The organism is Vibrio sp. 10N.222.54.E6 (assembly GCF_041473955.1).
GTDB classification, from domain to species: Bacteria; Pseudomonadota; Gammaproteobacteria; order Enterobacterales; family Vibrionaceae; genus Vibrio; species Vibrio tasmaniensis_A.
In genome coordinates this window covers 133,616-147,958 of sequence record NZ_JBFRTD010000009.1, presented here as the reverse complement: position 1 = coordinate 147,958, position 14,343 = coordinate 133,616, and the positions used below count along the sequence as shown (strand labels likewise).

The following is a 14,343-nucleotide window of genomic DNA, read 5'->3' as shown; positions in this document are numbered from 1 at the left end:
ACAACTGACGTAACAGGCGACATCACTCTACCAGAAGGCGTAGAAATGGTAATGCCAGGTGACAACGTTCAAATGACTGTTGAGCTAATCGCTCCAATCGCAATGGACGAAGGTCTACGTTTCGCAATCCGCGAAGGTGGCCGTACAGTTGGTGCTGGTGTTGTAGCTAAAATCTTTGCATAAGATTTGACGAACCACTAGTAAAAAGGGCATCATTTGATGCCCTTTTTCTGCGCTGAAAAAAGAGTTGGGTGTTTTGACATCAATTTTAACTCTTAGCAAAGAATTAAACGGTCTTTTTAACTAAAATGACTGTTAGATGTGTTGTTTTGCAACGCAAAGGAATGTGCCCTGCAACAGCGGGGTTATTGTCGTCTATATTTAAGACTTATCACAGGTTGGTTTTATGAAAGCAAACGCTGAAACTCCTGATAGCTCAGGTGCAGCAGATACAATGAAGTGGGTAGTCGCTTTTGTACTGTTGGCTGCTGCTGTTGTGGGTAATTACCTGTATGGTGAATTGTCTGTTGTAATTCGCGCTGCAGGTGTAGTTGTGCTGATTGCTGCCGCACTAGGCGTTGCAGCAACAACAACTAAAGGTAAAGCTGCGATCGATTTTGCAAAAGAATCTCGTATGGAGATTCGTAAAGTTGTTTGGCCTACTCGCCAAGAAACTATGCAAACTACATTGATCGTTTTAGCTGTATGTATTGTTATGTCTCTAGTGCTTTGGGGAATTGACGGCATTATGGTCCGTTTAGTTTCTCTAGCAACTGGAGTGTAGAGGGTTCTGATTCATGAGTGAAGCTCCAAAAAAACGTTGGTATGTAGTTCAAGCCTTTTCTGGCTATGAAGGTCGTGTATCTCAATCGTTACGCGAACATATTAAAATGCACGACATGGAAGAATTCTTTGGTGACGTTTTAGTACCTACTGAAGAAGTAGTGGAAATGCGTGCAGGTCAACGCCGTAAAAGCGAACGTAAGTTCTTCCCTGGCTACGTATTAGTGCAAATGATCATGAATGATGAATCATGGCACTTAGTACGCAGCATTCCTCGTGTTATGGGCTTCATTGGTGGTACCTCTGATCGTCCTGCACCAATCACTGACAAAGAAGCTGATGCTATCTTGAACCGTCTAGAGAAAGCGAGCGAGTCTCCACGTCCTAAGACAATGTTCGAAGCGGGTGAAGTGGTTCGTGTGAACGATGGTCCGTTTGCTGATTTCAACGGTACAGTTGAAGAAGTAGATTACGAGAAAAGCCGCATTAAGGTATCTGTATCGATCTTTGGTCGTGCAACACCGGTTGAGCTTGAATTTGGTCAAGTTGAAAAGCTGGACTAAAACTCTAACTTTTGAACAAGCTGTGGATAAATACTTCATAAGTTGTTCAAAATAAAAGAGTATAAAAAACCACCTTTTTAGGGTTGTTAAAGGCGCGAATTATGATTATAATTTCGCGCCTTTTTACTTCTATCGAAGTAAGAAAGAGTTAATTGAAATTAAGGGGAGCTTGCCTCAGGGCTAGCGCATGTACCCAAAAATTAGGAAATATCATGGCTAAGAAAGTTGAAGCTTATATCAAACTGCAAGTTGCAGCTGGTATGGCAAACCCAAGTCCACCGGTTGGTCCTGCTCTAGGTCAACACGGCGTGAACATCATGGAATTCTGTAAAGCGTTCAACGCAAAAACAGAATCTGTTGAGAAAGGTCTACCTACTCCAGTAGTAATTACTGTTTACAACGACCGTTCTTTCACGTTCGTAACTAAGACTCCACCTGCTGCTGTTCTTCTTAAGAAAGCTGCTGGCGTTAAGTCTGGTTCAGGTCGTCCAAACACTGAGAAAGTTGGTACTGTAACTGACGCTCAAGTTCAGGAAATCGCAGAAACTAAAGCTGCTGATATGACTGGTGCTGACATCGAAGCAATGAAGCGTTCTATTGCTGGTACTGCTCGTTCAATGGGCCTAGTGGTAGAGGGATAAGATCATGGCAAAACTTACTAAGCGTATGCGCGTAATCCGCGACAAAGTTGAAGTAACTAAAGAATACGAAATCAACGAAGCTGTTGCTCTTCTTAAAGAACTAGCTACTGCTAAATTCGTTGAGTCTGTAGATGTTGCTGTTAACCTAGGCATCGATGCTCGTAAATCTGACCAAAACGTACGTGGCGCAACTGTGCTACCTCACGGTACTGGCCGTGACATCCGCGTTGCTGTGTTCACTCAAGGTGCAAACGCAGAAGCAGCTAAAGCAGCTGGCGCAGATATCGTTGGTATGGAAGATCTTGCTGAGCAAGTGAAAAAAGGCGAAATGAACTTCGACGTTGTTGTTGCTTCTCCTGATGCAATGCGTGTTGTTGGTCAACTAGGTACAATCCTAGGTCCACGCGGCCTTATGCCAAACCCTAAAGTTGGTACTGTAACTCCTAACGTTGCTGAAGCGGTTAAGAACGCTAAAGCTGGTCAGGTTCGTTACCGTAACGACAAGAACGGTATCATCCACACTACTATCGGCAAAGCATCTTTCGAAGCTAACCAGCTTCAAGAGAACCTAGAAGCACTTCTAGTTGCTCTTAAGAAAGCTAAGCCTTCTTCAGCGAAAGGTACTTTCCTGAAGAAAGTAAGCATCTCTACTACAATGGGTGCTGGTGTTACTGTTGATCAAGCTAGTCTTGACACTCAAGCAAACTAATTTGCTTCGGCGCAGATTTAGTGTATACTTCTGCGCCTAATATTTGTGGTTGGGTGATTTTTGAAGCAATTCAGGTCATCCGTCCCAAGACCGTAGGCGCTGTACTCTTCGGAGATATGGCTTAATAAAACCTACGTAGGCGATGTTGTGGTTTGAAGTGAATTTATTCATTTTTAAATAACATCGTAAACGCTCATTACATTTTGTATGAGTGCTGTAATCACAACCAGAGGTTAATCCAAATGGCTTTAAATCTTCAAGACAAAAAAGCAATTGTTGCTGAAGTCAACGAAGCTGCCAGTGGTGCACTTTCTGCAGTTGTAGCTGATTCTCGTGGCGTTACTGTTGGCGCAATGACTTCTCTACGTAAACAAGCTCGCGAAGCGGGTGTTTACATGAGAGTTGTTCGTAACACACTAGCACGCCGTGCGATTCAGGGTACAGACTACGAGTGTCTAACTGACACTTTCACTGGTCCAACTCTGATCGCATTCTCTAATGAGCACCCAGGTGCTGCAGCGCGTCTTTTCAAAGACTTCGCTAAAGAGAATAAAGATTTCGAGATCAAAGCTGCTGCATTTGAAGGCGCAGTTACTGATGCTGAAGTACTAGCGACACTACCAACTTACGACGAAGCTATCGCACGCCTAATGATGTGCATGAAAGAAGCTTCTGCTGGCAAGCTGGTTCGTACTATCGCTGCTGTTCGCGACCAAAAAGAAGAAGCTGCGGCTTAAGCCTTGCTTTTCACTGGTTGCTATTTAAACTTATTGTTGACTTAAAAGAGAATTGTTATGTCTATTACTAACGAGCAAATCCTAGACGCAGTTGCAGAAATGTCTGTAATGCAAGTTGTTGAGCTTATCGAAGCTATGGAAGAGAAATTCGGTGTTACTGCTGCTGCTGCAGTTGTAGCTGGTGGTGCTTCTGCTGAAGCTGCTGCTGAGCAAACTGAATTCGACGTAATCCTAACTGCTGCTGGCGCTAACAAAGTACAAGTTATCAAAGCTGTACGTGGCGCAACTGGCCTAGGTCTTAAAGAAGCTAAAGGTCTTGTAGACTCAGCTCCTGCAGCGCTTAAAGAAGGCGTTGACAAAGCTGAAGCTGAAGCTCTTAAAGCACAGCTAGAAGAAGCTGGCGCTTCTGTTGAAGTTAAGTAATTATTACTTAATTTCTTAGCCGCAAGGCTAATGGCTGGTGGTTTATTAACCACCGGCCTTTTTGCGCTGTAGGGCTATGACGAAATTTCCGCTGTTTAACCGTCATAATCCAAGCAAAAAAACAGTCATTTTTTCGAAATGATTGTTCACTACAGTAAACAGCTGTTTGTCACCGCCCCCTCTGAAGAGTGTTTTGGGTGGTTTGGGTCACTTATCAGCGAGCTGAGGAACCCCATGGTTTACTCTTATACCGAGAAAAAGCGCATCCGTAAGGATTTTGGTACTCGTCCACAAGTTTTGGACATTCCATACCTGTTATCGATCCAGCTTGATTCTTTCGACAAATTCATCGAACAGGATCCTGAAGGTCAATACGGTCTTGAAGCTGCTTTCCGTTCTGTATTTCCAATTCAGAGCTACAACGGCAATTCTGAGCTGCAATACGTTAGCTACCGTCTTGGTGAGCCAGTTTTTGACGTTAAAGAATGTCAAATCCGCGGTGTTACTTACTCAAAGCCACTACGCGTAAAACTACGTCTAGTTATCTTTGATCGAGATGCACCAGCAGGTACTGTAAAAGACATTAAAGAACAAGAAGTCTACATGGGCGAAATTCCGCTTATGACTGACAATGGTACTTTCGTAATTAATGGTACCGAGAGGGTTATCGTATCCCAGCTGCACCGAAGCCCAGGCGTGTTCTTCGACAGTGATAAGGGTAAGACCCACTCATCAGGTAAAGTTCTTTATAACGCACGTGTAATTCCTTACCGTGGCTCATGGTTAGACTTTGAGTTCGATCCTAAGGATAACTTATTCGTACGTATCGACCGTCGTCGTAAGCTACCAGCATCGATTATCCTTCGTGCACTTGGTAAATCGACTGAAGAGATCCTAGATCTGTTCTTCGACAAAGTGAACTTCGAAGTGAAAGACCAAACTCTACTTATGGAGTTGGTTCCTGATCGTCTACGTGGTGAAACTGCGTCATTCGACATCGAAGCAAACGGCAAAACTTACGTTGAGACTGGTCGTCGTGTAACTGCTCGCCATATCCGTCAACTTGAAAAAGATGGCGTTGAGCACATCGAAGTACCAGTAGAGTACATCGTTGAAAAGATTGCTGCGAAAGATTACATCAACGAAGCAACTGGCGAGATCATCGTTGGCGCAAACCAAGAGATTAGCCTAGAAGCACTTGCTAACCTGTCTCAAGCAGGTCACAAGACTCTAGAAGTGCTGTTCACGAATGACCTAGACCATGGTCCATTCATGTCAGACACTCTACGTGCGGATAGCACAGTAGATCGCATCTCTGCATTGGTAGAAATCTACCGCATGATGCGTCCTGGCGAGCCACCAACGAAAGAAGCTGCAGAATCACTGTTCGAAAGCCTATTCTTCTCTGAAGATCGTTACGACCTATCAACTGTAGGCCGTATGAAATTCAACAGCTCTATCGAGCGTGAAGAAGAAGAAGAGCGCGGTACTCTGGATGAATCAGACATCATCGAAGTGATGAAGAAACTGATTGGTATCCGTAACGGCATTGGTGAAGTGGACGATATCGACCACCTTGGCAACCGTCGTATCCGTTCTGTAGGTGAAATGGCAGAAAACCAATTCCGTGTTGGTCTAGTTCGTGTAGAACGTGCCGTTAAAGAACGTCTAAGCCTTGGTGACCTTGATGCAATCATGCCTCAAGACCTTATCAACGCTAAGCCGATCTCTGCTGCAGTTAAAGAATTCTTTGGCTCTTCACAGCTTTCACAGTTTATGGACCAAAACAACCCATTGTCAGAAGTTACGCACAAGCGTCGTATCTCTGCTTTAGGTCCTGGTGGCCTTACTCGTGAGCGCGCAGGCTTCGAAGTACGTGACGTTCACGTAACTCACTACGGTCGTCTATGTCCGATCGAAACGCCTGAAGGTCCAAACATCGGTCTAATTAACTCGCTATCTGCATTTGCACGTTGTAACGATTACGGTTTCCTAGAAACTCCGTACCGTCGTGTAGTAGATGGTGTAGTAACAGAAGAAGTTGATTACCTGTCTGCAATCCAGGAAGGTCAATTCGTAATCGCGCAAGCAAACACCATTCTTACTGAAGAAGGTACGTTTGCAGATGAGCTAATCACAGCTCGTCAAAAAGGTGAATCTGGTCTTCACCCACGCGATCACGTTGACTACATGGACGTTGCGACAAACCAAGTAGTATCTATCGCTGCTTCGCTTATCCCGTTCCTAGAACACGATGATGCGAACCGTGCATTGATGGGTGCCAACATGCAACGTCAAGCTGTACCAACACTGAGAGCTGATAAGCCTCTAGTAGGTACGGGTATCGAACGTAACATCGCAGTTGACTCTGGTGTTACAGCGGTTGCTAAACGTGGTGGTCAAGTTCAGTCTGTTGACGCTTCTCGTATCGTAGTTAAGGTTAACGAAGATGAATTGGTACCTGGCGAAGCTGGTATCGATATCTACAACCTGACTAAGTACACGCGTTCGAACCAAAACACATGTATTAACCAACGTCCAACTGTACTTCCTGGTGAACCAGTTGCACGCGGCGATGTTCTTGCTGACGGTCCTTCAACAGACCTTGGTGAACTAGCTCTTGGCCAAAACATGCGTATCGCATTCATGCCTTGGAACGGTTACAACTTCGAAGACTCGATCTTAGTATCTGAGCGCGTAGTTCAAGAAGACCGTTTCACGACAATCCACATTCAAGAACTATCTTGTGTGGCTCGTGATACTAAGCTGGGTTCTGAAGAGATCACAGCTGATATTCCAAACGTAGGTGAGTCTGCTCTGTCTAAACTAGACGAGTCAGGTATCGTTTACATTGGTGCTGAAGTTAAGGGTGGCGACATCCTAGTTGGTAAAGTAACCCCTAAAGGTGAAACTCAACTGACTCCTGAAGAGAAGCTACTACGTGCTATCTTCGGTGAGAAAGCATCTGATGTTAAAGATACTTCTCTACGTGTACCAAACTCTGTTTCGGGTACTATCATCGATGTACAAGTCTTCACTCGCGATGGCGTAGAGAAAGACAAACGTGCACTTGAAATCGAACAGATGCAGCTTAAAGAAGCTAAGAAAGATCTAACTGAAGAGTTCCAAATTCTTGAGGGTGGCCTTCTTAACCGTGTTAAAGCTGTACTTCTGTCTGGTGGTTACTCTGAAGCTAAGCTTGATACTATCGGTCGTAAGCAATGGCTAGAGCAAGTTCTAGAAGACGATGCGCTACAAACACAGCTTGAGCAACTTGCTGAGCAGTGGGATGAGCTAAAAGCAGACTTCGATAAGAAGTTTGAAACTAAGCGTCGTAAAATCACTCAAGGTGATGATCTAGCGCCTGGCGTTCTTAAGATTGTTAAAGTTTACCTAGCGGTTAAACGTCGTATCCAGCCTGGTGATAAGATGGCCGGTCGTCACGGTAACAAAGGTGTAATCTCTAAGATTAACCCTGTTGAAGACATGCCATACGATGAGAAAGGTCAGCCTGTAGACATCGTACTTAACCCGCTGGGTGTACCATCGCGTATGAACATCGGTCAGATCCTAGAAGTTCACTTAGGTTTGGCTGCGAAAGGTATCGGTGACAAGATCAACCAAATGGTTAAGGAACAACAAGAACTGCATAAGTTCCGTGAGTTCCTACAGAAGGTTTACGATCTTGGCGATACTCGTCAGAAAGTTGATATTGCTGAACTGTCTGATGATCAAGTTCGTACACTGATCAAGAACCTACGTGGCGGTCTACCGATTGCTACACCTGTGTTCGACGGTGCTTCTGAGTCTCTAATCAAAGAACTACTTAAACTGGGTGATCTGCCAGAATCTGGTCAGCTTAAACTGTTTGATGGTCGTACTGGTGATTCGTTTGAGCGTCCTGTAACTGTTGGTTACATGTACATGCTGAAACTGAACCACTTGGTTGATGACAAGATGCATGCTCGTTCAACTGGTTCTTACAGCCTAGTAACTCAGCAACCACTTGGTGGTAAAGCTCAGTTCGGTGGTCAGCGTTTCGGTGAGATGGAAGTATGGGCACTAGAAGCATACGGTGCTGCATATACTCTACAAGAAATGCTAACAGTTAAGTCGGATGACGTTAACGGCCGTACTAAGATGTACAAGAACATCGTAGATGGTAACCATAGCATGGAACCTGGCATGCCAGAGTCGTTCAACGTACTGTTGAAAGAGATTCGCTCGCTAGGTATCAACATCGAGCTAGAAGACGAAGAGTAATCCCTCTTTTTTATAAAGAAGATTGGATTACTTGGTAAAGGGGGCTCACTTTAGTCGGTGAGCTCCTTTAACTCCTTACAGGAGCTGAACGTGAAAGACTTATTAAACTTTCTAAAAGCACAGCATAAGACCGAAGAATTTGATGCAATCAAAATCGGTCTATCTTCACCAGACACGATCCGTTCGTGGTCTTTTGGTGAAGTTAAAAAGCCAGAAACAATTAACTATCGTACGTTCAAACCTGAACGTGATGGTCTGTTCTGTGCACGTATTTTTGGTCCAGTTAAAGACTACGAATGTCTTTGTGGCAAATACAAGCGCCTGAAGCACCGTGGTGTTATCTGTGAGAAGTGTGGCGTTGAAGTTACACAAACTAAAGTTCGTCGTGACCGTATGGGCCACATCGAGCTTGCTTCACCAGTTGCTCACATCTGGTTCCTAAAATCACTACCGTCTCGTATCGGTCTACTAATGGATATCCCTCTGCGTGATATCGAACGTGTTCTTTACTTCGAAATGTACGTAGTAACTGAACCGGGTATGACTGATCTAGAAAAATCTCAGATGCTTACTGAAGAAGAGTATCTGGATCGTCTAGAAGAATGGGGTGACGAATTCACTGCTAAGATGGGTGCTGAAGCGATCAAAGATCTGCTTTCAACAATGGACCTTCATCAAGAAGTGGAAGAAATGCGCGAAGAGTTGGAAACAACTAACTCTGAAACTAAACGTAAGAAAGTTACTAAGCGTTTGAAGCTAGTTGAAGCGTTCATTTCGTCAGGCAACAAGCCTGAGTGGATGATCCTGACTGTACTTCCAGTGCTACCGCCAGATCTACGCCCTCTAGTACCACTAGATGGCGGTCGTTTTGCGACTTCTGATCTGAACGACCTTTACCGTCGTGTGATCAACCGTAACAACCGTTTGAAGCGTCTTCTAGAGCTAGCGGCTCCAGACATCATCGTACGTAACGAAAAGCGTATGCTGCAAGAGTCTGTTGATGCCCTTCTAGATAACGGTCGTCGCGGTCGTGCGATCACGGGTTCTAACAAGCGTCCTCTGAAATCTCTTGCTGATATGATCAAGGGTAAACAAGGTCGTTTCCGTCAGAACCTTCTAGGTAAACGTGTAGACTATTCTGGCCGTTCTGTAATCACAGTTGGTCCATACCTTCGTCTACATCAGTGTGGTCTTCCTAAGAAGATGGCACTTGAGCTATTTAAGCCGTTCATCTACAGCAAGCTAGAAACTCGTGGCATGGCTACGACAATCAAAGCTGCTAAGAAAATGGTAGAGCGCGAAGAAGCGATCGTTTGGGATATCCTAGACGAAGTTATCCGTGAACACCCAGTACTGCTTAACCGTGCACCTACACTTCACCGTCTAGGTATCCAAGCGTTTGAACCAGTACTAATCGAAGGTAAAGCGATTCAGCTTCACCCACTAGTGTGTGCGGCATACAACGCCGACTTCGATGGTGACCAAATGGCTGTACACGTGCCTCTAACTCTAGAAGCACAGCTTGAAGCTCGTACCCTAATGATGTCGACGAATAACATTCTGTCGCCAGCATCAGGTGATCCAATCATCGTACCTTCTCAGGACGTTGTATTGGGTCTTTACTACATGACACGTGACAAGATCAACGTGAAAGGTGAAGGTATGTACCTTGCTGGCCCTGCAGAGGCTGAAAAGGCATACCGTACTAAGACTGCTGAGCTACACGCTCGCGTTAAAGTACGTATCACTGAAACTGTAGTAGATGAAGACGGCAATAGCACAACGAATACTGGCCTAGTTGATACGACTGTAGGTCGTGCAATGCTATGGCAGATCGTTCCAGCTGGCCTACCGTACAGCATCGTTAACCAAAAGTTAGGTAAGAAGCAGATCTCTACTCTTCTTAACGAGTGTTACCGTAAGCTTGGTCTAAAAGATACAGTAGTATTTGCTGACCAAATCATGTACGCAGGTTTCGCATACGCGGCACTTTCTGGTGTTTCTGTAGGTATCAACGATATGGTTGTTCCTCAAGCGAAATACGATGAAATTGAATCTGCTGAAGAAGAAGTTCGTGAAATCCAAGAGCAATTCCAATCAGGTCTTGTTACTGCGGGTGAGCGTTACAACAAAGTTATCGATATCTGGGCATCTACGAATGACCGCGTTGCGAAAGCAATGATGGATAACCTATCTTCTGAAACAGTTATCAACCGTGACGGCGAAGAAGAACAGCAAGAATCGTTCAACAGCATCTACATGATGGCTGACTCGGGCGCACGTGGTTCTGCAGCTCAGATTCGTCAGCTAGCAGGTATGCGTGGTCTGATGGCGCGTCCAGATGGTTCAATCATCGAAACGCCGATCACAGCGAACTTTAAAGAAGGTCTAAACGTCCTTCAGTACTTTATCTCAACGCACGGTGCTCGTAAGGGTCTTGCGGATACAGCACTGAAAACAGCAAACTCGGGTTACCTAACTCGTCGTCTAGTAGACGTTGCTCAAGACGTTGTAGTACACGAACATGACTGTGGCACGCATGAAGGTATCGACATGATGCCTCACATCGAAGGTGGTGACGTTAAAGTTGCACTTTCTGAGCTTGCTCTAGGTCGTGTAGTAGCTGAAGACGTTCTTAAGCCTGGTACTGAAGATGTACTGATTCCACGTAATACTCTGATTGATGAGAAGTGGTGTCAAATCATGGAAGACAACTCAGTAGATAGCATGAAAGTGCGCTCTGTTGTTACCTGTGATGCAGACTTCGGTTGTTGTGCACAGTGTTACGGTCGTGACCTAGCACGTGGTCACCTAGTGAACCAAGGTGAAGCAGTTGGTGTTATCGCTGCACAATCTATCGGTGAACCGGGTACACAGCTAACGATGCGTACGTTCCACATCGGTGGTGCGGCATCTACTGCAGCAGCAGAGAACAGCATCCAAGCTAAGACAACTGGTACTGTGAAACTTCACAATGCTAAGTTTGTAGTTAACAAAGATAAGAAACTGGTTATCACTTCTCGTGCATCTGAGATGACGATTATTGATGAATTCGGCCGTACGAAAGAGAAGCACAAACTTCCTTACGGTTCGATGCTAACCAAAGGCGACAACGCAGCAGTTACTGCTGGTGAAGTTGTAGCTAACTGGGAAGCGCATACCATGCCAATCATCACTGAAGTGGCAGGTCGTATCCAATTCGTAGATATGATCGATGGTATTACAGTTTCTCGTCAAACTGACGATCTAACGGGTCTTTCTTCAAGTGAAGTAACAGACGCAGCAGCTCGCCCAGCAGCAGGTAAAGATATGCGTCCAGCTATCAAACTTGTTGATGAGCAAGGTAACGACGTAATGATTCCTGGTACTGATATGCCAGCTCACTACTTCCTACCTGGCAAAGCGATTGTAAACATCGAAGATGGCGCTGAAGTTGGCATTGGTGACACACTATCTCGTATCCCTCAAAAATCGAGCGGAAACAAAGATATCACCGGTGGTCTACCACGCGTAGCTGACCTATTCGAAGCTCGTAAGCCTAAAGAGCCTGCGATCCTTGCTGAGCACACAGGTACTGTGTCTTTCGGTAAAGAAACGAAAGGTAAGCGTCGTCTAGTAATCACTCGTGAAGGCGGTGACGCTTACGAAGAGATGATTCCTAAGCACCGTCAATTGAACGTGTTCGAAGGTGAGAAGATTGAACGTGGTGATGTAATCGCCGACGGTCCTGAAACTCCACACGATATCCTGCGTCTACGTGGTATCCACGCTGTGACTCAGTACATCGCGAACGAAGTTCAAGAAGTTTACCGCTTACAAGGCGTAAAGATTAACGATAAGCACATCGAGACTATCGTTCGTCAAATGCTACGTAAGTGTACAATCACACATTCTGGTGACTCTCCGTTCCTACCTGGCGAACAAGTTGAGTACCACAATGTTAAGATTGCTAACCGTAAGCTAGAAGCTGAAGGTAAAGAACTAGTGCGTTTCGAACGTGATCTACTAGGTATTACTAAAGCATCTCTTGCAACTGAGTCATTCATCTCAGCTGCATCGTTCCAAGAAACGACTCGCGTACTAACAGAAGCTGCGGTTTCTGGTAAGCGTGATGACCTTCGCGGCCTGAAAGAGAACGTAATTGTTGGTCGTCTGATCCCAGCTGGTACTGGTTTCGCATACCACCAAGAGCGTCAAAAGCAACGTGAAGAAGAGCAAGAAGGTCCTTCAGCTGAGCAAGCTACTGACAATCTAGCAGCACTTCTAAACGCTGGTTTCTCTTCAGAAGAGTAAGCTCTACGAGTAGTCTCTAAGAGATAAGAAAAAAGGCACCTTCGGGTGCCTTTTTTGTATCTGGCGTATTGGTATTTAGCTATGACTTATAAAGTGATAGGTGTGATTATCTAGCTGGTGGGGTTGGATTTATGTCCTGAAGAGTGCTCTTTGAGGCCAGTAAGATAAAGGGTAGAGATGATTAGGCTGATTAGGGCTGTAACCATATGCTTATGGCTAAAGGTCAGGGCGAGCGAGTAAGCTCTGTCTGAAAGGTTCTGGGTAGTTTGGATAACCTTACAGACAAAACAAAAAGCTTGCACAGAGGCAAGCTTATTAAGGATTCAGCTAACTAAGCGCCTGGTGGAATCGCTAAACTGTCTGCAATAAGCTGGATAAGATTATCTTCTACTTCAAAACGTACTTCGAGTAGTTCACCTACTTTTGACATATCTCCTTCGAAGTTAGGCAACTCATCGTCTGCACTTACTTTAACGTACTTATCATTGAACTCTAGAAGCGGCTCGGTTGTAAGTACGATCTTCGCGTAAGTTGTATCAATCTCGTCATTGGTTTTAAAGCCTGTTGCTTGCCATTTTTTCATGACCATATCGTAGATCTTAAAATGACCCTCTGAGATATAATCGACAACATGATCGCAGAATGAGCTTATTTCTTTAGGAGAAGGGAGTTCAACAACGTTTGATTGCCCATTGCTAGCTGGCTGCAAGGCACCTAGCTTACAATACTCAACGATTAGAGACTGTCGAGTTTCGAGCCAATGATCGATGACCTCATTAGAGCCACCCCATTGTTCTTGTATTTGTTTGAATTTATTTAGCATGACCATGTCCTCATGATCTGATCACAACCTTGTGATCAAGTAATTGCCTAAGCAGGGTCCGTTTTATTGGTAGCTACTAAAAGTAATAGTTTGAATTATTCTCTGCTACAACTCTAGTATGAAATCAGATTGCCAGTAAAATGAACGAACTGCAAGCAATGAGGCATAGGGATGTTAAAAAAAAGTGATAACAAAATGACAGAGCAAGCTTATTGGTGCGTCGTTTCAGGTAGTGATATTTGGGTTAATAATGATCAGTTTCCTTATGGCTCAGCTGAAGAGCTAGGGCTGGATGTCGAGCATGCAATCTGCATTGGTCAGCATCAAGGTCGTAAGGTGTATTGGCTCAACGATTGCGATGTGGAGATTGATCTGAGCATGGTCAGCCTAAGAGATTTGCTTCACTGGCCTGAATCAAGTTTTCTGATCGCAAGCAAAGCTATCCAGTATGGGAACATGACACAAAGTATGCGTTTTTGCCCTCAGTGCGGCGGTCGTAATCATCTCAATCATAATCAGGTGGCGATGCAGTGTGGAGACTGCCGAACGCTTCATTACCCTCGTATCTTCCCGTGCATCATTGTCGCTGTACGAAACGACAACAAGATATTACTTGCGCAGCACCCAAGGCATAAAACGGGTATGTACACGGTAATAGCGGGCTTCCTAGAGGTTGGAGAAACCCTAGAGCAGTGTGTGGCGCGCGAAGTCAAAGAAGAAACGGGGATCGATGTGAGTAATATCCGTTACTTTGGTAGCCAGCCATGGGCGTTTCCATCGAGTATGATGATGGGCTTTCTGGCAGATTATGCTGGTGGTACGCTTAAACCCGATTACAGTGAACTGTCGGATGCCCAATGGTTTGATGTAACAAGCCTACCTGATGTTGCTCCAGTCGGAACGATTGCGAGACAATTGATTGAGAATACAGTCGATGACATAAGGAAAGCCGGCGTCGCGGAGCAAGAACTAGAACATTAAATTACCTGTGATAGTATTTGGCCTATGGGTGGTCAAACACTAAAAAAAACCCTCCACAAGTGGAGGGGGTAAGTAAGATGTCGTTATGAGATGCTGAGTAGTGACTACTCAGTTGTTATAATTGTAA

The 14,343-nt window shown here is 44.9% G+C and carries 10 protein-coding genes and 1 pseudogene; 10 read left to right on the top strand and 1 reads right to left on the bottom strand.

The window, feature by feature from the left end; translation table 11 throughout:
- The 9 genes and pseudogenes from tuf to rpoC all read left to right on the top strand — a co-directional run.
- Positions 1-183, top strand: a pseudogene (tuf, locus tag AB4513_RS04900) (elongation factor Tu); the annotation flags it as partial.
- A 223-nt stretch (positions 184-406) separates the two neighbouring features.
- The gene (gene secE / locus AB4513_RS04895; protein ID WP_017096511.1) at positions 407-784 is read left to right on the top strand and encodes a preprotein translocase subunit SecE; all 378 of its coding nucleotides are present in this window, start codon (positions 407-409) and stop codon (positions 782-784) included.
- A gap of 13 nt (positions 785-797) precedes the next feature.
- On the top strand, positions 798-1,346 hold the full coding sequence (gene nusG / locus AB4513_RS04890; protein WP_012605006.1) for a transcription termination/antitermination protein NusG: 549 nt from the start codon (positions 798-800) through the stop codon (positions 1,344-1,346).
- 212 nt (positions 1,347-1,558) lie between these two features.
- Positions 1,559-1,987, top strand: a complete 429-nt coding sequence (gene rplK / locus AB4513_RS04885) for a 50S ribosomal protein L11 (protein ID WP_010435555.1) — start codon at positions 1,559-1,561, stop codon at positions 1,985-1,987.
- Between the two features lie 4 nt (positions 1,988-1,991).
- Positions 1,992-2,696, top strand: a complete 705-nt coding sequence (gene rplA, locus AB4513_RS04880; protein ID WP_012605004.1) for a 50S ribosomal protein L1 — start codon at positions 1,992-1,994, stop codon at positions 2,694-2,696.
- A gap of 242 nt (positions 2,697-2,938) precedes the next feature.
- The gene (gene rplJ, locus AB4513_RS04875; protein ID WP_009844673.1) at positions 2,939-3,433 is read left to right on the top strand and encodes a 50S ribosomal protein L10; all 495 of its coding nucleotides are present in this window, start codon (positions 2,939-2,941) and stop codon (positions 3,431-3,433) included.
- Between the two features lie 57 nt (positions 3,434-3,490).
- The gene (gene rplL / locus AB4513_RS04870; RefSeq protein WP_009844674.1) at positions 3,491-3,856 is read left to right on the top strand and encodes a 50S ribosomal protein L7/L12; all 366 of its coding nucleotides are present in this window, start codon (positions 3,491-3,493) and stop codon (positions 3,854-3,856) included.
- 234 nt (positions 3,857-4,090) lie between these two features.
- Positions 4,091-8,119 carry a DNA-directed RNA polymerase subunit beta gene (rpoB, locus tag AB4513_RS04865; protein WP_009844675.1) on the top strand — a complete coding sequence of 1,343 codons (4,029 nt, stop codon included), beginning with the start codon at positions 4,091-4,093 and terminating at the stop codon, positions 8,117-8,119.
- 90 nt (positions 8,120-8,209) lie between these two features.
- Positions 8,210-12,412, top strand: a complete 4,203-nt coding sequence (gene rpoC, locus AB4513_RS04860; RefSeq protein WP_009844676.1) for a DNA-directed RNA polymerase subunit beta' — start codon at positions 8,210-8,212, stop codon at positions 12,410-12,412.
- A 331-nt stretch (positions 12,413-12,743) separates the two neighbouring features.
- Here the strand turns inward: rpoC and AB4513_RS04855 are convergent, their stop codons facing one another.
- Positions 12,744-13,241 carry an Rsd/AlgQ family anti-sigma factor gene (locus AB4513_RS04855; RefSeq protein WP_012604999.1) on the bottom strand — a complete coding sequence of 166 codons (498 nt, stop codon included), beginning with the start codon at positions 13,239-13,241 and terminating at the stop codon, positions 12,744-12,746.
- A 165-nt stretch (positions 13,242-13,406) separates the two neighbouring features.
- Here AB4513_RS04855 and nudC point away from each other — a divergent pair, with 165 nt between their 5' ends.
- Entirely contained in the window at positions 13,407-14,216 is an 810-nt protein-coding gene (gene nudC / locus AB4513_RS04850; protein WP_009844679.1) for an NAD(+) diphosphatase, read from the top strand.
- Positions 14,217-14,343 lie beyond the last annotated feature (127 nt).